This window comes from Mesorhizobium erdmanii USDA 3471 (assembly GCF_000472705.1).
Taxonomy (GTDB): Bacteria; Pseudomonadota; Alphaproteobacteria; order Rhizobiales; family Rhizobiaceae; genus Mesorhizobium; species Mesorhizobium erdmanii.
Genome location: NZ_AXAE01000025.1, coordinates 111,990 through 131,416 on the forward strand (window position 1 = coordinate 111,990; position 19,427 = coordinate 131,416).

Sequence of the window (19,427 nt, forward strand, 5' to 3'; positions counted from 1 at the left end):
CGCGGCATCGCTCTCGGCAGAAAGTCCTGGCTGTTCTGCGGTTCCGATCGCGGCGGACAGCGCGCTGCCGTTCTCTACAGCCTGATCGTCAGCGCCAAGATGAACGATATCGACCCTCAGGTCTGGCTCGCCGACGTCCTCGCGCGACTGCCCGCCTATCCGGCCCCTCGGATCGATGATTTGCTGCCGTGTTGGGGTGGACGGCTCCCAACGGCATCGCGATGTGCCAGAATGAGTTCGTTGAAAGCTCAATCGAGGGAGACCGTCCGTGGAAGAGATTATCCGAATTGGTGTCGATACGTCAAAGAGCGTTTTCCAATTGCATGGCGTGAACGCAGCCGAGCAACCAATCCTGCGCAAGAAGCTTTCGCGTAGGGAGATGGTGAAATTCTTCGAGAAAGCACCACCGACCACCGCACTCGAAGCTTGCGGTGGCTCTCATCATTGGGCGAGGTTGTTAGGTTCCTTCGGCCACGACGTAAAATTGATCGCGCCGCAATTGGCCAAGCCTTATGTCAAGCGCGGCAAGAACGACGCGGCGGATGCGGAAGCCTTGTGTGAGGCGATGAGCCGACCCACCATGCGCTTCGTGCCGGTAAAGAGCGCGGAACAGCAGGCTGCGTTAATGCTGGTCGGTGTGCGAGAGAGACTCATCCGCAATCGGACACAGCTTGCCAATGCTATTCGCGGTTTCGCCATGGAGTTCGGCATCGTCGCGGCCACCGGCATGTGCCGGATCGAACCGCTATTGGAGCGCATTGCGGCTGATCAAGCCCTGCCTGAATTGGCCCGCGAGCTCTTTGCCATGCATGGCGTTGAGTATCGAGATTTGCTTGCCGAAACGAAAGTCGTCGAGGAGAAATTAACCGCGTTGCATCGCTCCGATCAATGCAGCAGGCGCCTGGCCGAAATTCCGGGCGTCGGGCCGGTCGGCGCATCGCTTTTGATGATGAAGACCCCAGATCCCCGAACGTTCAAGTCGGGTCGCGATTTTGCCGCCTGGATAGGACTCACGCCCAAAGACCATTCGACCGCAGGCAAGGTCAGACTGGGGGTGATCACACGTGCTGGCGACGAAATGCTGAGGAGCGTATTGGTGGTTGGCGCAACTGCCCTTCTTCAGCATGTCAGAACCGGTCGAAGCAGACATGCTTCCCGATGGCTGATCGAACTCCTGCAACGGAAGAAACCGAAGCTGGTGGCGGTGGCGCTCGCGAATAAGATCGCCCGAATTGCCTGGAAGCTTATGGTGAGCGGCGAAACGTACCGGCGACCGGAAGAACAAACACAGGCAATTTAGGAAATTGGCCACCACGGCGAGCACGATAAAAATGCTACCGTGTTGAGCTGATGCTGTGAACTTGCAAGAGAAAAGCAGATGGTGCGATCGATCGATCCAAGACGCGTGACACTCCGCCAATTCCAGTGGCCTTTCGAGGTCGTTGCCGTGTTAGGAACACGCGTTGCGGAAACCATCTTGGCCAGTGGTCATGTGCGACCACACACAAAGGCCGCACATATGGATGCAAGCGATCCGATCAAAAATATCCGCAAAAAACACTTGCAAGTGGGAGCCGTCCACATATGGAATTGGAGATCCGCAAAACTGCGGACCCAACCAGCGGCGGCCTGATCATGCAGCGCAATAAGGTGCATCACGTCTACACCGTCGAACGTGTCGCCAGCGACCTCGGCGTCAGCGAAGCGCTCATCCACGAACTGACCCTCGGTCTCGAGCCGGAGGACGGCGTCATCTGGGTGTACGGCACCAACGATGACGACGGGATCTTGGCCTTCACCGATGAAGGCATCGAGGAGGTCAAACTCCTCCTCGAAGAATATCATCGCGTCTCCCCATCGAAAGCTTGACCCCAGCACCGCTGTGCTCAGGTGCTCATGGCCGCCGGATACGCACGTCTGCGATCTTCACCGGATGCGTACATACCAAACAGCCGCTTTTGCGGCTGGGATACGCGCGCGCAGGACAGCCAAGCGGCGAGTAAGCCTGTGGGGGACGAGCCAGATTGCGAGACCGCCTAGCTGAAATGCAAAGACGCCGACCTGCACCATTGCAAGGACATGGTCGAGGCCGGACGACGGATGGCTGAAGCAACTATCTGAGGCTCTGCAAAGGACTAAGCGAACTTGCGGCAGTTGCTTCACCCGCATCTGCCGCTTAGAAAATTGTCATGGCGGTCATGCTTCCTGATGAGGAACAGGCCTCAATGCTCTTGTTTCAAGTGAACCGAATGAACAGGAGTATGATCATGTCCGACGCCATGGTCATGTAGCTGATGGTGCAGACGATGATGAGCTAGCTCCAAGGCCGCTCGCATCCTTGCCTGCTTCGCCTCGCTGCTGTTAGGAGCGAGAGTGTCAAGATACGCGATCGAGCCTTCAATCTGGGACAGGACGGCGATGGCATCGGTCGCAGCGAAAACCGGGCGTCCTGCTACGTCGATGCAGACGGCGCTGGTATGTGCCGCAATGTCTTCTTCTCTGCCGTCTACGCTGCCGCGGACACGGAGAGCAAGCCAGCAGGATTCGGTAACGTTGACCGCGCAATGCCCTAACAAGGACAGACGGTCGTACGTGTACTGATCGACAACCAAGCCGTTCCGGATGACCTCCACGACCGTTGGTTGGACGCTCACCGACTCGACCTCCCACCGGAGCATGACCTTGCCCCCTCCGGAAGGGAGGTGGATCCGGTTGCCAGGGCTGCGGCCTTCCACCTGAAAATCTACAAGAGGCCCAACAGTGACGAACGTGTTGCCAAGGCGAATGCAATCCATCCAGCTCTTATATGTGAAGTCGCGTCCATCCAGCTTTGCATAGGTTCTGATACCGCCGAGAAGAGCTGCAGCGTCCATCTTGTCGGAGCCGGCGACGAGTGGGAGTTGATGTCCGATGTTCAGGAACCGGTACCAGTCTGCAAGTGCAAACGCGCTTATCTGCCACCGTCGTGGGTTCATCGTCATTATCTCCAACGCGTCGACCAGCCCCAGTACGATGTCCGCTGCACGTTCAGCCTGAGGATTCGGAGCGTGCGGCATTACGACGAGTCCCCCCTGCTGCCTGCAACGCTCCGCCCAATCTGCCATCGTCGATACCAGGTCGTCTCCGATCGCCGACTCATCAGCGCCGCCGGTACAGAGGGGATCGATCATCGGGCCCTCGTAACCTAGGAGGGAGATGTGGCCTAGAACCTGCTGTCGGTTTTCGGTCCCGACCCTGACGAGAAACTCGCCGCTGCCTCCGAAATCTTTCGCGCCTAGAGTGGTACAACCGTCGAAGTCACCGACGTTGCTGAACATCTCGCCCCACTGCGAGGCGAGAAGATTGACCACGTTCACGCCTTCCGCCTGGCCTTCGAGGAGAGCAGTGGTCGGGCTCAGGAAATGGACGTGCGTGTCCGAGCTTATCCACCCACGTTCACGCCAGTGCAGCACTTTCTCAAGTTCGAACACTATCTCATCCGTTTCGTCACTTATCTCGACGATGCGCCGCAGGGGCCTTATCTCGAAGCCTTTCGAGATATCCACGGACACTTGCCCTACCGGGAGATCGACTATGCATGCGCCGTCGACGTAGGCATACTGATTGTGGCCGTTGGCGAATTCGGCATAATTGTCTTCAAAAAAGCCGGTATTGACCTTTCGGTGGTGGCCTCTCGGAGGAAGATACTCGCCGTTGGGACCGTGGACGTGAAGCCTGGCCGGCACGCGCGTCCTCGTGCCTTTCTCGACAATGAGGAATTTTACTGCCCTGTTGGCGCTGGCCACCGGCAAGAATTCCAGCCGACTTCGTCGCTTTTCGGGCGCACCTGCGAAGGCGGAAAGGTCCTCCGATATCAGTTTTCCGCCAGCAGTCCTTAGGAAGATGCGAGCGTCAGGATGTCCGGTGTATTCGACAATCACCTCATCCGCCGAAGGCGTCGGCTGAACGTCGTGGAGAGCGCTGATCCAGTCGGTCGCTGAATAATGAAGCACCCGCCGTGCCGATATCACCGTTCCAAGGTCGATACCGATCTGATCCCCGGCATCGTCGGCGTCCAGTTCTCCGAGCACGTTAAGTGCCACGCCCTCCGGTAACCGGAGTCGCGCTTTCTGCCTTTGCTGCAGGCGAAGCGGATGTTCTCTCACGTTGGTCTTGCTTATCGCGTAGACGAGGGACTCCTCCGAAACAGCCTGCAGCCGAACGCCTTTCACACGCTTGTCGTGGTGTGGATTTGGCATGGCGTAGAGCCACAGGTTCTCCTTCAGGTAATGCCGTCCGGACTGATTTCGCCCTTCTGCGATGCCGTACTCCACGCCAGGGCGTCGGCCAAGCGCGAGGTTTTCGCCGTAAGTTAAATAGGTGTGCGGACCCTGCGAGGGCATTGCGGCGAAAGGACTCGCTCCCCAGCAAACGTGACGCTGCTGAATTGCAAACCGCCGGTACACGGGAACTTCGATCTGAGTTCCGTCTTCGAACAGGAGGGAGTAGGTGGAGACCATATTGCCAAGCGTGTTCCCGGCGATGGACTCAGCAGACGGATTGTCCACTGGTGCTACCTTCCCGAATCCAGGAGGAACCTCGTCCGGCAGGTCAGGTGCAGCTTGCACGAACAGGAGGTAGGTCAGCTGGATGGCTTCCGTCTGTATCTCAATCGAACGTTCGCCCGGCCGAAGAATGACTACGTCGTCGGAACCAGGCGAGCCAAACAAGAACGGAATGCCTCTAAGGGACTGGAGGCCAGACAGCCTCTCACTCCAGCCGTCATCTTTAAGGTGCCTCGAAAATCCACCCATAAGCCCGTCCCGCTCAGCATTGAAATAGCCGGATAGATCGAGCGGTGAAAAATGTGGCGATGAGGGGGTTATCATGCGTGGTGCCCATTTGGCTGGTAGCGAAATCGAGGCGGCCATTAGTTTTGGAGAAAAACTGGCTCGGCGTCTATTCACGCATAAGCTGGCGCGCAGGTTGCTGACATCAATCAAGCGTTCTGAGTTCGGCGGGGCTGATATGCGATTGGTGCCGGCATTGGGTATTGTCCCTAATTTGGTTCTGCGGCGGGCCCCAGCCGCTTGAAAAGCATATGCACCTCTTGAACTGATTGATGCAATAGGTCAATGTATGATGCGAGCTGCATTGAGCCATGTCAATGTGTTAACAGTGAGTGTTCAGCTCGGTCATAAAACGTTCGCGACGAGGTTAACGACCCGCGAGGAGAGGGGCCCAAATGTTTGACCGTCGCACCGTGGCTGTCATTGGTGGAGGTGTCGTCGGCGCAAGTTGTGCGCTAACGCTAGCCCGGGAGGGGCATCAGGTTACGGTGTTCGAAAAAGACCGTGTTGGCTACGGGTGCTCTTGGGGTAACGGGGCACAGTATAATGCAGGCTCGTCGTTGCCAATGGCGTATCCAGGCGTTCTGCGGCAAGCCATGCGGTGGCTCACCGACAAGAACAGTCCGGTACGTCTGGCGCCGCGAGAACTTCCTCGCACCTTCCCGTGGTTGCTTCGGTTCCTTAGCACCGGACGCTTCGAGAATTGGAGGCCTGCTTACGATGCGCTTCACGCCCTGAATGCTCAATGCTCCAGCCTCTATAAAGACATGCTCGGCGAAGTTGATTGGAACCGGCATTTCCGACCGAATGGCGCAATGCATGTTTATAGAGGCGATTCTTTAGGGCCTTTGGATCACATTGTTGACTCGATGCGAAATGAGAAGGGGGTTCGATTTCAAAGAATCTCATTCGACGAGGTCCTAGAACTGGAGCCTCAATTGTCTCGCTCGTATCGACGCGGCATCTTCTTTCCAGATAGCGGCCATGTTACCTCCCCACCAGGCCTTGTGCAGGGATTAATGGTCAGGGCGGCTTCGCTTGGAGCAACGATACAGGCTGCGGCTGTCGTGGGCATCGACCCAGAGGCGGACCGAGTGAAACTCCGGACGCATTCGGGCGTTCACGGCTTTGATTCTGTTGTCATTGCCGCTGGGATCGCAAGCCGAGATCTGGGGCGTTCGCTCGGGGTCACTTTGTCTTTAGCCAGCGAGCGCGGCTATCACATCACTATGCCGGGGGTTGAGAGCGCTATAAGCCGGCCGGTTACGGACGCCGCTTCAGCAATCGTGGCGACGCCCCTAAGTGAAGGTCTCCGTATCGTCGGCATTGCGGAGTTCGAGGCACCTGATGCTGCGCCGACCAAGGGGCAGAGTAGGAAGTTGCAGGTATCCGCTCAAGCGATGCTGCCGGATCTCGCGGTCGGTCAAGTGAGCGAGTGGATGGGCGTGCGACCATCAACACCTGACAGTCTGCCCATCATCGATCGCCATCCTCGCTATACCTCCGTGTTCTTTGCCACTGGGCACGGACACATGGGCATCAGCGGCGCGCCGATGACAGCAGCACTCATCTCCGATCTTGTCGCGGCGCGTGCGCCTCGACTCTCGTGCACACCTTATCGCCTCAGATAGAGTGAAGAAACCGAGACCTGGGTGCTACGGGCTGATCAATCCGCGATCATAAGGCGAAAAACGCGGAGCGCTTATGCCGCTTGGACTGGTTACACTTACCGCATACGCGAAAGAGGAGAAATTGTGATGGGGACCCTCGAAATCAACGGGCATCACTATCTCGACGGTCGCGCATCCGATCCCCGAGAGCTCGGTTGGATGCGTGGGGCGCCTGCGCCAAGCGACAAGCGGATCACGTTTGACGGTGGGACATTCCGTGACTTTCCACAAATCCGCTGGTCGTTCTCGCATATGCGTGAGCTGATGCCTACAGTTAACGTGTGGCGCGGACAGGGCACACCCGTCCAATTCGACCGCAGCGAGAGGGTCGATGAAATTGACGCACTATCTTTCGCAGACCTGAACGGTGTCGTTAGACGCTTCGGTGAGGCGCTGATCGACAGTTACGTTGACGGCATCGTGGTATTACATCGCGGAAAAATTGTTTACGAGCGCTACTTCGGTGCACTAGAGCCCCACCTGCCGCATGAGTGCCAGTCGTGCACGAAGTCGTACACCGGCACGCTCGCGGCGGCGCTCATTCACGAAGGCGTGCTGGACGACTCTCAGACCATCTCGCACTATCTGCCGGAGTTGCGAACCACGGCATGGGAAGCTGCCACTCTCCGTCAGGTGCTGGACATGCGGACTAGCATTACATTCAGGGAGGGCTACGACGAGCACTCTGACATCTGGCAGTACAGATGGGCATTTGGGCGACTACCGCGACCGGTTGGCTACGACGGCCCCCGGACCTCATGCGATTACCTGAGGACCGTGCGCAAGCACGGAGTGCACGGAGAGTTCGCTTATCAGAGCCTGAACACCCAAGTGCTGGCTTGGGTCATGATGCGCGTTACCGGTCGTTCTCTCGCTCAATTGTTGCACGAACGCCTGTGGGCGCCGCTAGGCTGCGAAGAGGACGGTTGTCTAGAGATCGATCCGGGTGGCATGCCACTGGCTGAAAGTGGCCTGAGCGCTACACTTCGAGACTTTGCGCGTTTTGGCGAACTGATGCGGTGCGAAGGACGATGGAATGGAAAGCAGCTCATTCCCGCATCTATCGTGCATGACGTGCAAAGAGGTGGGAAGCGAGCAAACGTTGAGGCTGGCTATACATATCGCAGTCAATGGTGGGTGTCGGACAACGAGTTGGGGGCGTTCGAGGCACGTGGCATTCACGGCCAGCGCCTCTATGTGGCACCTGAGGCGGAGATGGTCGTGGCAATTTTTGCCTCCCACCCGGTCGCCGAAGGCGCCGGCGACATGATCACGTCTCCGCAGTTGCTGACACTAGGAAGAATGCTGCGGGCAAAGTGAGCAGTGGCGTATATCGCTGAGTTAACTCTTGATGAGCCTGAGTTTTGCCTTCCTGTGTCCGCTAAAGCGGGGCCCCACAGAAAACGAAATCATGAATGTCATATCACGGTGACGACCTAGGAGATCGTAGGGCCGGAGGAGATAGTGCACCTCTGTGATGTCCAGATGGGCGCCACCAGGTCGTCGCCGTTACGCTCCTTCTTCACGTGATGCCGTGGGAGTATCTCGCTCTGATCCACTGCAGCCGCAGCCGAAAACAGATGGTAAGACCTACGGCCTGGGCTCTTCCCACCTACATTGCTGAGCGGCGATATGCCCACCTTGTGCTGCGCTTCTTTCCCCGGATTACCAATTGCATTTTCCCCACCGCTTTGGTGGCGGCTCACGGCATCTCGTCGACCAATGCACCCGGCGACCGCTCCTAGACAAGGCGAACAGCTGATGAACGCCTAGATCACAAACATCCCCGGTGCATCCATGAGTTGAGATAGCTGGGAGTCAAAATGACGGCATAAGATTAATGTTGCGCCTGCCAACCCAAATGATATAGTGCAATACATAAATGATATATTCCAATTTGCCGGAGGAGGTTCCAATCGATCGTTTTGTCAGCGCAATGGTCGTGACTGCATTTTGCGTCGCCGCATTGAGTGGGCCGGCGTCGGCGCCAACCACGGCTGAACACCCCTCGTCCGCCTTCCAGCGCGTAACAAGCGGCGCTGCGGCCGAAGGGCGGGGCTACACCTCGGATTCACGCACGAACTGAACGAGTGAACCACCGTGGAGCAGTCGCGTTGCGGGTTTTCAAGTTAATCGTATCGATCTCCGGGCGGATTGAATCCCAATCCGTGCCGCGATCTTGGACGTATTCCCAGGCTTGTCGCTTTCGACGAGCGCTTTGCGGAACTTGCCCGCCTAACCCAATCGGACTGCCGGCATTTGCACCTTCAAAGAGTATCTTCTAACAAAGGATCGTGGACTATGACGAATGTAAACTGGAGCGGTATCTTTCCCGTTCTCGTAACTCCCTTCGGAGCAGACGGCTCGATCAATGAAACTCGCTATAAAGAGCTTGTTGACGATGCAATCGCCAACGGAGCGCAGGGCGTGGTGGCGGCTGGAAGCACAGGCGAATTCTATGCTCTCACCAAAACAGAGCGTGCCCATCTTTACAAAGTCACGGTCGATCATGTGGCTGGCCGTGTGCCTGTTCTGGCGGGCGTAGGAGATCTGCGCGTCGAAGATGTGCTGGAAGCATGCCAGTCGGCTGTCGCAGCGGGTTGCGCTGGCGGCATGATACTGCCGCCAATCTATGCCATGCCGAGCCCGCGCGAGATCGTCGCCTTCTTCGAGTACATTTCTCGGAACACCTCGCTTCCACTGATGCTCTACAATAGCCCGCGCCGGGCTGGAATCGACATCACGCCGGCTCTCGTTGAGCAGCTTTCCGATCTGCCCACCGTGGTGGCTATCAAGGATAGCTCGGGTGTAATCACCCAAGTCAGCGAGCTCGTGCAACGCGTGGGTAGTAGACTTCGAGTTTTCGTTGGATATGAGACCATGATTGTTCCGGCTCGTGCCGTTGGCGCTCACGGTGTGGTCGCAATGGCGCACCAAATCGCCGGCCCCCTCATCCGGGACTACTGGGATAAAGCTCTCACCGGAGAGAAGGTGGTAGATGAGCTCGGGCGCGATGTCTTTGCGTTCTATCGTTGCTTCCAGTCCGGCGCGTATTACGCGGCCATCAAAGAGACCATGGGTCAGCTTGGCCGAGGTGCTGGCGGCCCACGACTTCCGCTCCTGCCTTTGGCAGATGAACAGAAAGCAAACATTGCAAAGATCATCTCTGATGCGGGTCTTGCGCGCTGGGCTAAGCCTTAAAGAGGTTTCTGTACGCGGCACCAAAAGCCGATCAAGAACGCTCTGGCTTACTAGGGCGTCTCCTTCTTACCTAAGGAATAGATATGTATACGAAACTTGCACTCCTCATCGACGGAGAATGGATAGAGGAAACCAAGGCCGGAGGCGAAACCGTCCTCAATCCGGCCACGGAACAGTCGCTCGGTAATCTGCCGCACGCAGGCAAGCCGGAGCTTGATCGAGCTCTCGCGGCTGCAAGCCGCGCCTTTGAGAGCTGGAAGCGTACTTCGCCCTTCGAGCGGGCGCGGATTTTGCGCCGCGCCGCTGACCTGATGCGCGAGCGTCTCGACCATATTGCGACTGTGTTAACGTTGGAGGAAGGGAAAACTTTGGCTGAGGCCAAGGGCGAGATTACAGCTGCGGCGGAATTCTTTGATTGGTTCGCAGAAGAGGGTCGACGCAGTTATGGCCGTATCATTCCTGCGCGGCTAGCCGATATGCGTCAAACTGTGACGCAGGAGCCTGTTGGTCCAGTAGCCTGCTTCACCCCTTGGAACTTCCCGGCCGTAACTCCAGCACGCAAGATCGCGCCTGCTCTCGCTGCTGGGTGCACCTGCATTATCAAGCCGGCCGAGGAAACGCCGGGCACCACACTCGAGATAGCACGTGCTCTTACCGATGCCGGCCTGCCAAAAGGCGTGCTTAACGTTGTGTTCGGGGTGCCCAGTGAGGTATCTGAGTATCTCATTCGGTCGCCGATCATCCGCAAAATCTCGTTTACCGGATCCACACCGGTTGGGCGCCACCTTGCTCGGATTGCCGGAGAGACCTTGACCCTTGCTACTATGGAGCTTGGCGGTCATGCACCCGTGATTGTCGCAAAGGATGCTGATGTCCAGCGTGCAGCAGAGCTTTCGATGGCTATCAAACTTCGAAACACCGGTCAGGTCTGCACGTCGCCGACTCGTTTTTTTGTAGAGCGTCCAATTTACGAGGAGTATCTGGAACATGCGCGGGCGTTCGTAAAGAAACAAGTCGTGGGCGACGGCTTGCAATCGGGCACAACCGTGGGACCAATGGCCAACACCCGCCGTATCGCAGCCATGGACGATCTCATCGCGGACGCCTTGTCCCATCAAGCGCGGCTAGTCACGGGGGGCGAGCGCATCAACGCTTCAGGCCTGATGTACATGCCGACGATCCTGGCGGACATTCCCGATCAGGCGAGGGCAATGACAGAGGAGCCGTTTGGGCCACTTGCGTTGGTTCAATCTGTGGATGATATAGAACAGGGGCTCGCGCGAGCGAATGCATTGCCTTATGGTTTGGCTGGTTACGCCTTCACCCGCTCCGCAGCGACTGCTAATCGTATCTCGGAGGCTATGGAGGTAGGTGTAATCGGCATTAACCAGATGGTGGTAACGATCCCGGAGACTCCGTTCGGCGGCATTGGCGATAGTGGCTGGGGTCGAGAGGGCGGTATCGAAGGTTTGGAATCTTACACCGTCAGAAAATACGTCGGTCATCTTCATGTATTGTAGGGGATGAGAAAACAGGAAAAGAGGCGTGGGACATGACCTTGGACGAAACGTTATCGGGCTGGCGGCCGCGGCTGCTCACCGCTGAAGGTCCGCGCTATCTTGCACTAGTTAATGCTTTAGAGGAGGACATCGCGGACGGTTTGCTGTCGGAAGGCGACCGTTTGCCAGCTCATCGTGATCTGGCACGAGAACTTGGTCTTTCCGTTGGTACGGTCAGCAAGGCTTACCAGGAGGCCGAGCAGCGCGGTGTCGTGAGCGGTCACGTCGGACAGGGCACATTTGTGCGCAAGCGGGCAGCTATCCGAACGGAAACTGTGGCAAGACACGAGCCGGTGAATTTAGCATTGAATATGCCCGCGGAGGGTAAGGAAACAAAGATCCTATCGGCGCTACTAGGCGACGTGATCCGCGAGGATGATCTTGCTCCCTTGCTCCGCTACCACCCGCACGCGGGTACATGGAGGCACCGCGAGATTATCGCCGCCTCACTATCCGACGACTCCTTCAATATCGAACCATCGCGGTTGTTTTTGTGTAATGGAGCCCAGCATGCCATCGATATGGCGCTGCGCTTGGTCGCCAAGCCCGGCGATAGCGTTCTGGTCGACGACCTAACCTACTCGGGCTTCAAAGCAGTTGCGGCGGCCAGCAACCTGACTTTAGTTCCAGTGGAGATGGACGAAGAGGGTATGGTTCCGAGCGCCCTGAAAGAGGCCTGCCAAAAGAATAAGGCAAGAGTGCTCTACTGCATGCCGACGTTGCACAGTCCCACTGCCCGTACAATGACGGCTGCCCGGCGACGTCAGATCGCCGAGTTGGCAGATGAGTTAGATCTGGCTTTGATTGAGGATGACGTCTATGGCTTTTTCTTCCCTGAACGTCCGCTTCCGCTTGCATCATTGGCACCGGAACGCACCTTCTACATTACTTCATATTCGAAATGCATCGCTCCTGGTTTCCGGCTGGGAACTTTGACTGTCCCCGCATCCTATATGGCTCAAATCGAGCTTCTTCTGCATGCCTCGGCGTGGTTTGTCGCCCCGATGCTGGGCGAAGCCGTCGTGCGTCTGATTAATAGCGGGAAGCTGGATGAACTTCTGCTGGAGCGCCGACGTGATGCCCTGGAACGGTACCGCCTTCTGCTGGAAGTGTTTCCTAACGTCGCGAGGATTCCGAGCCCAGCGTTTTACGGCTGGTTGCCTCTGCCCCGCGAGTGGTCCTCAGATCAATTTGTGTCCGCTGCGCGGGCTCGTGGGATTCTTGTAACCCCCCCGATCGCTTCGGCGGTGAGTGGGGCTGAGCCTGGTGCGGTTCGAATATGTCTTGGCGCTCCGAAGAATCCCACCGAACTACACGGCGTTCTTCGGGTTCTGCGCGACATTTTGGGGCGTCATCCAGTGAACGTTGCCTCGGTCGCGTAATTGACACTTAGTACAACTTTCATTCTCGGCCGTGACCTCAACAGGTCGTCTGCGACTTAGACAGACGCAACAATCTCCACGGCTGCTTGCAAACGAGCAGACGGCGCACGTGGCTTTTAACCCTTTTGAAAAGGGAAAGTGATGAAGTCTAATTCTAATTCTCCTGGCTTCAGTGCCCCCTTTTGAGCCGCCGAACGGCACGCAACGAAGGAGCCCTTTAGCGTCATCAGGGCGGCAGGCTTCCTCGAAAGCGTCGACCATAACTTCCGCCATGCCATGTCCTTTCTTGACCACCTGGAAGGGCTGGCAGAGCGGATCATCCAATGCAACTCGACCTATTCGGTGCGCTTCGTTTTCGGCTGCGTGGCGGAATGTACAGCGTCATCGGCTGACGGTCGGCCCATAGTGAGCACTGCTAGTCGGTCAAGGGGCGGCATCCGCTACGCGTCCAGGCCGACGCAGACGTGGTGTAGGCGTTGGCGACGGGGCCGGTCAGCGCTTGTTCAATTCCTGCATAAACCGGCGGGTGATACGCTGCATCTCAAATTGACCGCGTCAGCGGATGCCGCGCAGGCGCTCCGAACGCCGTCGAAGCAGCTCCGCAGTGACCAGCACAGTCACGGCGAACAGGATCAGTACGGTGGCGGCGGCAGCAATGCTGGGACTGATCTGCTCGCGGATTCCGGAAAACATGACTTTCGGCAACGTGGTCTGTTCGGGGCCTGCGAGGAACAGGGCGACCACCACCTCGTCGAAGGAGGTGAGGAACGCGAAGAGCGAACCGGAAATCATGCCTGGAAGTATGAGCGGCAGGGTGACCTTGAAGAAGGCAGTGATTGGTGATGCGCCGAGGCTCGCGGCTGCGCGGGTCAGGGAGTGATCGTAACCCGCCAGCGTTGCGGTCACGGTAATGACAACAACGGGTGTGGCTAGCGTGGTGTGCGCCAGTATCAGCCCGGTATAGGTGTTCAGCAGCCCTATATCAGCATAGAAGAAATAGGTGCCCACGGCTGTGATTACGATCGGGACGATGATGGGCGAGATCAGCACGCTCATTACGGCCGTGCGCCAAGGAAAATTGGGCCGGCTAAGCCCGAGCGCCGCAATAGTGCCGAGAACCGTGGCCAGCAGAGTGACCGCTACGCCGACGAAGATGGAGTTACGCAGCCCCCCCTGCCAGCGCTCGGTCATGAAGATCTCCTCATACCACCGGAGCGACAGACCAGGCATCGGGAACGTGAAGAAAGGAACGGAATTGAACGAGAGCGGGATGACCACGAGGATCGGTGTGATCAGAAACAACAGCACGGCTCCGCAGATCAGCCGATGCAGATAGTACCAGCCTTTCTCAATCGGAGAGGCATAGGCGGAAGCGGACATGGGTATTATCCCATCCTGATCTGGTCGAGCCCGACCAGCTTGTTGAAGACAAAGTAAAGCAGCAGCGTCGCGGTGAGCAGGATGGCGCCAAGGGCTGATGCCATGCCCCAATTGAGCTGCTCGTTGGTGTAAGTGGCGACGAAGTTGCTGACCATCATGTCCCCCGGCCCCCCCACGAGCGCGGGTGTAATATAGTAGCCTAGGCACAGAATGAAGGTCAGCAGGCATCCGGCCGCGATCCCTGGCAGAGTCTGCGGGAAGTAGACCTTCCAAAAGGCGTAGAATGGGCCAGCGCCAAGCGACCGGGCGGCACGGACGTGGCTGGGTGAGATCGACTTCATCACGCTATAGATAGGCAACAGCGTGAACGGCAGTTGGATATGGGTCATTGCCAAGACCGTGCCGAAGCGGTTGAAGATAAGTTCCGCAGGTTGCGATAATATATGCAACGCCATCAATGTCTCGTTTATTAGGCCGTGATCCTGCAAAAGCACGACCCAGGCGGTTGTTCGCACCAGAACCGAGGTAAAGAACGACGTCAAGATAGCCATCATCAGCAAGTTGCTGGTCCGGGCGGGCAATGTCGCAAGCAGATAGGCGAGCGGAAAGCCTAGAAGAAGAGTCGCTGCGGTCACGCCGATGCTGATGCCGAGCGTGCGCAGAAAGATGTCGCGGAAGATTGCGTTCTCAGGGGGCGAGGCGACGATCTGGCTCTCTGGACCGTATTGGAAATCGGCCGAACGCAGCAGATAAAAGGCCGTGTAGGCCGACCTCCCGCGCTTCAGGAGACTCCAGACCTCGCGCTGGCCCCAGATTGAGCTGATGTCAATCATTGCAGCCTTGTAGGGGCCGGCGGAAAGCATGCTCGCCTTTCGAGCGCTCGACTTCACTTCACTGGCCACGCCAGACAGCTCGTAGTTCATCCGCTCGCCGATCCTGCCCGCGGTCTTCTGCGACCATGCTTCTTTGAGGTCTCCGGCGAGCGCGGCGTAAGCGGACTCGTCGGGTAAGTCCTTGCCATCCCAAACGCTCAACGCTGCCGTCGTCTTTGGCATCAGCACAAGCAGCGTATCATCATGGACCGCGTCGAACATCATCCGGCCAATCGGCATGACAAAGGCGATAACGATGAACAGGAGGAGCGGCAGGACCAATCCGAAAGCTCTCAGCTTTCGCCGGCGCTCAACCCTCTGCAACGTGATCCGCAAAGGGACGCCGACGCTACTGGTTTGGACAGCAGTTGTGGCCATTGTCGCCATCGACTCTTCTCTCAACCTCTCAGATCGCCCGTAGAGGCGGCGAGGCAATCAAAACCTCGCCGCCGACCTTAATCTACTTCGATACCCAAGCCGTGAAGCGCTGATCGAGCTGGTCAAAGTTGTCGCCCCAGAAGGCGACATCGATGTCCATAGCGTTTGTCACATGATTGGGTGCAGACGGAAGGTTCGACAGGGTCTCTGGATCGACAAGTGCAGTCGCATCCTCATTGCCAGGAGCGTAGGGGATGAGATGTGCCATTTTAGCTTGCGCCTGTGGCGAACTGGCGAAGGCGATGAACTTGTAGGCGTCGTCCAGCCGCGGAGTGCCCTTTGGAATCATCCAGTAGTCCCAGCTCAGAAGCTCCGCGTCCCACATGATCTCGAAATGCTTGCCGGAGTTCTTGATGGCGTCATAGACGCGTCCGTTCCAGGCCGAGGTCATTACGACCTGGCCGTCGGCCAATAGTTGTGGTGGCTGGGCGCCCGTCGTCCACCAAACGACGTCTTTCTTGATCGTGTCGAGCTTTTTGAACGCGCGATCGACGCCCTCCGGGGTGCCGAGCACCTTGTAGACGTCCTTCATAGCTACCCCGTCTGCGATCAGCGCCCATTCGAGATTGACTTGCGGGCTCCGGTTAAGGCCTCGCTTGCCGGGGAATTTCTTCAGGTCGAATAGGTCGGCGATGGTCTTGGGGCCGTTTGCTAGCTTATCTTTGTCGTAGGCGATGACGTTGGCTGCGGCTGACGTCGGAACCCCACACTCATGCCTGCCCTTGAACTTGGCGGGATCGAGGCCGAGCTTCTTCCAGTCGATCGTCTCAATGATGCCCGCGGCGCACATTTCACCTATGCCGTACCCGCCATCGACGACGTCCCAGCTCACGGTCTTGGTCTCTACCATGGCGCGAATCTTGGCCGTCTCGCCACTCCACTCGGTTTCGGTAACCTTAATCCCCGTTGCCGCCGAGAAGGGTTCGAAGTAGGCCTTATGCTGATTTGCCTGGAAGGCGCCGCCCCAGGAAACGACAGTCAGCTGATCGCCCGCGAAGGCAGGCTTCATTGGCAAAACTGCGCTCACCGCCAAGCCCGTCACGCCTACGGCGCGGGCAATCATCGAGCATGTCCTCATTGTATTATTCCTCCCTGTTGTGCCGTCCCGTTATGGGCGCGACGCTGTGAAACACCTGGCCCAGCCATCGGTAGGTCGATCGTCATGAAGCGGCCAGCGCCCGACAATCCTCAGCTCTCCACCCGACCGTCATTGCCGCACCTGGTTCGACGTGAGCCACGCCCTCCGAATTCGAAAGCTTGACCACGAAGTCATCCCGGCCACCGACTGACATTCGGACACGAACATGATCACCCAGGTAGATCACCTCCGCGACCCGCGCGCTGAAAACATTGGGCAGCGAGCCGGGGGTTGGGTTTAGTTTCACCCGCTCCGGCCGCAACGACAGCACAGTCGGCCGACCAACCATTTCAACGTTGACCGCCAGCGCTTGCACGTTGCCGGCGCCCGGAATCTCCACTGTGCATGTGGTACCGTTCAGGGCGATGACCTTGCCGTTCAGCCGGTTGTTTTCACCTATGAACTGGGCAACGAAGGGGTTCTGTGGCCGTTCGTAAAGTTCGGCAGGCGTGGCGAGTTGCTGGATGACGCCGTCGTTGAACACCGCAATGCGGTCCGACATGGTCAGTGCTTCGCCCTGGTCATGGGTCACATAGACGACGGTGATGCCCAGATTATCGTGGATGTGCTTGATCTCAAGCTGCATTTCCTCGCGCAGCTGTTTATCTAGTGCGCCGAGCGGCTCGTCCATGAGCACGAGATTGGGTTCGAAAACGAGTGCGCGAGCGAGCGCCACACGTTGCTGTTGCCCACCAGAAAGTTGACCAGGCCGACGCTTGCTCTGGACGCCAAGCCGGACCATGTCGAGCGCACGCTTGACCCTAACTTCTATCTCGGGCTTGCCGAGCTTGCGGACCTTCAGCGGGAAAGCAAGGTTCTCCTCCACGGTCATATGCGGAAACAGCGCATAGTTTTGGAACACCATGCCAATGTCGCGCTTGTGCGGCGGCATGCCGCCAATCGACCGCCCCCCCAGAAGAATAGAGCCCTGGGTAGGTACTTCGAAGCCGGCGAGCATCATGAGGGTCGTTGTCTTGCCGGATCCGGAGGGTCCCAGCATGGTCAAAAACTCACCCTGGGCGATGTCCAGATTGAGATTTTTAACGACGAGCGTTTCGCCGTCGTATGTCTTCTGAATCCCGGAAAACTTCACAAATGCATCGTTCACGCAGGTCTGCTTCAATGATCCAGGTGCATGCGTGGCCACTGGGACACCGCCAACCAGTGGACAATCACCACCTTGCGGCTTCTTGAGACCTGGCCGTAGATCCATTTGAAGTGTCTTCCGTTCCCATTGGATTATGTCATTTTATTGAATGAACTATATCATTCTCGTGCGCGGCGCAAGACAGAATTTACACCTAAAGCCTAGCCCTAACGCACCCTATAAGCAGCGCGCGAGCGCCGGGGCGTGCGGCCGGCGACGAGATCGCAGACGATCCCCGTTGTGATGGCGGCGCCGCTGATTCCCATGTGACATGGCCCGTGGCGAACAGGATGGTGGCGTGATCGACGGAAGACTGTCCGGTGTCGACGGTCTTATAATTACGCCCATCCAGTGGCTCATCTCGCTTAGTCGCAGGTCTGGCACATTGCGCGGGCGCACGCCACCAGCTTGTCGCTCTGCTTGGGATCGCGCGGCGCATGGGTGCATCGAACTCCGCGATGCCCACGATGCGCAGCCCGTTCTCCAGAGGCGTGGCCGGCCAGCAATGTCAGGATCAAACGCCACTATCAACAGACCGTTCAGGGGAGCCCTTTGCAGCAGGAAGTTAAAGTTGAACACTGGCCGACATCGCGTTCTTTGGCTGACGGCCTTGGATGCCGGCAGCAGTTATTCGCAAGCGTGGGTCCGCGCATTGAGCGAGTTGAAGGGTGGCGCGGTACTGATGGAATCCGAGGGAGTCTACTGCATGCCCGCACAAGTGAGGGCACCGGGAGGGGAGGCGGGCGAGCGAAGGCCGATATGGTCTGACTGGGGATGTGCCGGCGGTTAAGAAGAGTCCATAGTCGCCCGCCAAATTTTGATCAGACGACGAGATGGCGAGTTAACATCGCCGGCCTGAGGCTTAGAGTAGGCTTTACTTCTGTGAACTGATCGTATTTCTGTCGGTTACAATTCGAAAGACCAAGATAAAGTGCCATACATACGTTGCAATGGTAAAAACGATTCATTTACACTGGCGATGTTGCAACCACGTTGGAATGTCGCTCGGCCAGCAAAGTAGAAATGTCGCATGACGGTTCTGCTGGCCGCGACGAGAGCACCCGATCGGGCGTCAGCTGGTCGGGGTTGCAGAGCCCGATCGGGTGCGATCCAGCAAGGCTCCCCGGCTTTAGATCCCATGAGGAGTGAACCGCGGTCGGCGCTCTGTCAGAGTGAGGCTGCATAGAAGCACTCGCTCAACAGGAGACGGCCATGGAGAACATATCCTTCCAATCCGAATTGCCGACCGCGATCCGTGTCGATCTTGGCGCAATTTTTGTTTCCCTGGAACTCAGTCGATCGACCTGGCTGATCACGTCGTGAGACCGGTAATTTGTCTGGGGTCAGGCGGCGCGCAGAAGAAGCGGTGTGGGCTTGAATAGTGGTGGCACGTTCGGCTCTGGCAGTCGGAACGGTGCCCGCAATCGATCGCGATGCTCACCGTTCAGGTCTGCCGTCCGGACCTGCATGAGCATGTGAGCGCCGTGGAGCGACCAGCGCATCTGCTGTTTCTTGACCATCCGCTTGCCGACGAGTGAATTCACCGCTGACTCAGCCAGGGTCGTTGCGACCCGGAGGACGGCGCGGTAGCGTTTGCCATAGTTGACGATCGCGCCGCGGTTCGATCTGACATAGGTCAGGAGCTGGGAGCCGAGGCTGTGAAGACGGGCGATCGAGAACTCGCCGTCTCCTTGCGAAGCCTTCAGTCTCGCCAGGAATTGCCCCAGGTCGCGGATCGCGCGATCAACCCGCCCATGCCACAGACGCCACTTCACCGCTTTGATGTCCCGGTCGATGGTGGGAAGCGCTTC

The 19,427-nt window shown here is 57.8% G+C and carries 13 protein-coding genes and 3 pseudogenes; 9 read left to right on the forward strand and 7 right to left on the reverse strand.

The features are described 5' to 3' along the window. The first annotated feature begins 99 nt into the window (after positions 1–99). The 3 genes from A3AU_RS1000000140980 to A3AU_RS0121110 all read left to right on the forward strand — a co-directional run bounded on the left by A3AU_RS1000000140980 (position 100) and on the right by A3AU_RS0121110 (position 1,869). Complete coding sequence (locus A3AU_RS1000000140980; RefSeq protein WP_418001075.1) at positions 100–375, forward strand: transposase domain-containing protein; 276 nt, start codon at positions 100–102, stop codon at positions 373–375. Beyond that, a complete protein-coding gene (locus A3AU_RS0121105; protein ID WP_027054647.1) occupies positions 269–1,300 on the forward strand; it encodes an IS110 family RNA-guided transposase in 1,032 nt (343 codons plus the stop codon). The genes A3AU_RS1000000140980 and A3AU_RS0121105 overlap by 107 nt, the downstream gene beginning before the upstream one ends. Before the next feature lie 335 nt (positions 1,301–1,635). After that, a complete protein-coding gene (locus tag A3AU_RS0121110; RefSeq protein WP_032917833.1) occupies positions 1,636–1,869 on the forward strand; it encodes a hypothetical protein in 234 nt (77 codons plus the stop codon). A 141-nt stretch (positions 1,870–2,010) separates the two neighbouring features. Here the strand turns inward: A3AU_RS0121110 and A3AU_RS1000000140455 are convergent. Further along, positions 2,011–2,109, reverse strand: a pseudogene (locus A3AU_RS1000000140455) (HupE/UreJ family protein); the annotation flags it as partial. Positions 2,110–2,222: 113 nt separating this feature from the next. Then, positions 2,223–4,868, reverse strand: a complete 2,646-nt coding sequence (locus A3AU_RS0121115) for a CehA/McbA family metallohydrolase (RefSeq protein ID WP_245235540.1) — start codon at positions 4,866–4,868, stop codon at positions 2,223–2,225. Between the two features lie 356 nt (positions 4,869–5,224). Here A3AU_RS0121115 and A3AU_RS0121120 point away from each other — a divergent pair, with 356 nt between their 5' ends. The 6 genes and pseudogenes from A3AU_RS0121120 to A3AU_RS1000000140985 all read left to right on the forward strand — a co-directional run. Next, positions 5,225–6,460: an NAD(P)/FAD-dependent oxidoreductase gene (locus A3AU_RS0121120; protein ID WP_027054637.1), complete on the forward strand. Its 1,236-nt coding sequence runs from the start codon at positions 5,225–5,227 to the stop codon at positions 6,458–6,460. 126 nt (positions 6,461–6,586) lie between these two features. Then, a complete protein-coding gene (locus A3AU_RS0121125) occupies positions 6,587–7,819 on the forward strand; it encodes a serine hydrolase domain-containing protein (protein ID WP_027054638.1) in 1,233 nt (410 codons plus the stop codon). A gap of 981 nt (positions 7,820–8,800) precedes the next feature. Then, positions 8,801–9,700 carry a dihydrodipicolinate synthase family protein gene (locus A3AU_RS0121130; RefSeq protein WP_027054639.1) on the forward strand — a complete coding sequence of 300 codons (900 nt, stop codon included), beginning with the start codon at positions 8,801–8,803 and terminating at the stop codon, positions 9,698–9,700. Between the two features lie 83 nt (positions 9,701–9,783). Further along, a complete protein-coding gene (locus A3AU_RS0121135) occupies positions 9,784–11,220 on the forward strand; it encodes an NAD-dependent succinate-semialdehyde dehydrogenase (RefSeq protein WP_027054640.1) in 1,437 nt (478 codons plus the stop codon). Between the two features lie 32 nt (positions 11,221–11,252). Further along, complete coding sequence (locus A3AU_RS0121140; protein WP_027054641.1) at positions 11,253–12,641, forward strand: aminotransferase-like domain-containing protein; 1,389 nt, start codon at positions 11,253–11,255, stop codon at positions 12,639–12,641. Positions 12,642–12,917: 276 nt separating this feature from the next. Beyond that, positions 12,918–13,091: pseudogene (locus A3AU_RS1000000140985) on the forward strand (glutamate dehydrogenase); the annotation flags it as partial. 105 nt (positions 13,092–13,196) lie between these two features. On the opposite strand, the gene A3AU_RS0121145 reads toward A3AU_RS1000000140985, so the two are convergent. The 5 genes and pseudogenes from A3AU_RS0121145 to A3AU_RS1000000139530 all read right to left on the reverse strand — a co-directional run. Continuing rightward, positions 13,197–14,021 (reverse strand): ABC transporter permease, encoded by an 825-nt coding sequence (locus tag A3AU_RS0121145; RefSeq protein WP_027054642.1) that lies wholly within the window; start codon positions 14,019–14,021, stop codon positions 13,197–13,199. A 5-nt stretch (positions 14,022–14,026) separates the two neighbouring features. After that, positions 14,027–15,271, reverse strand: coding sequence for an ABC transporter permease (locus A3AU_RS0121150; protein WP_027054643.1), 1,245 nt, complete (start codon positions 15,269–15,271; stop codon positions 14,027–14,029). An 82-nt stretch (positions 15,272–15,353) separates the two neighbouring features. Continuing rightward, a complete protein-coding gene (locus A3AU_RS0121155) occupies positions 15,354–16,394 on the reverse strand; it encodes an ABC transporter substrate-binding protein (protein ID WP_027054644.1) in 1,041 nt (346 codons plus the stop codon). A gap of 97 nt (positions 16,395–16,491) precedes the next feature. Beyond that, a complete protein-coding gene (locus tag A3AU_RS0121160) occupies positions 16,492–17,577 on the reverse strand; it encodes an ABC transporter ATP-binding protein (protein WP_245235541.1) in 1,086 nt (361 codons plus the stop codon). 1,382 nt (positions 17,578–18,959) lie between these two features. Continuing rightward, positions 18,960–19,427 (reverse strand): annotated as a pseudogene (locus tag A3AU_RS1000000139530) (hypothetical protein); the annotation flags it as partial.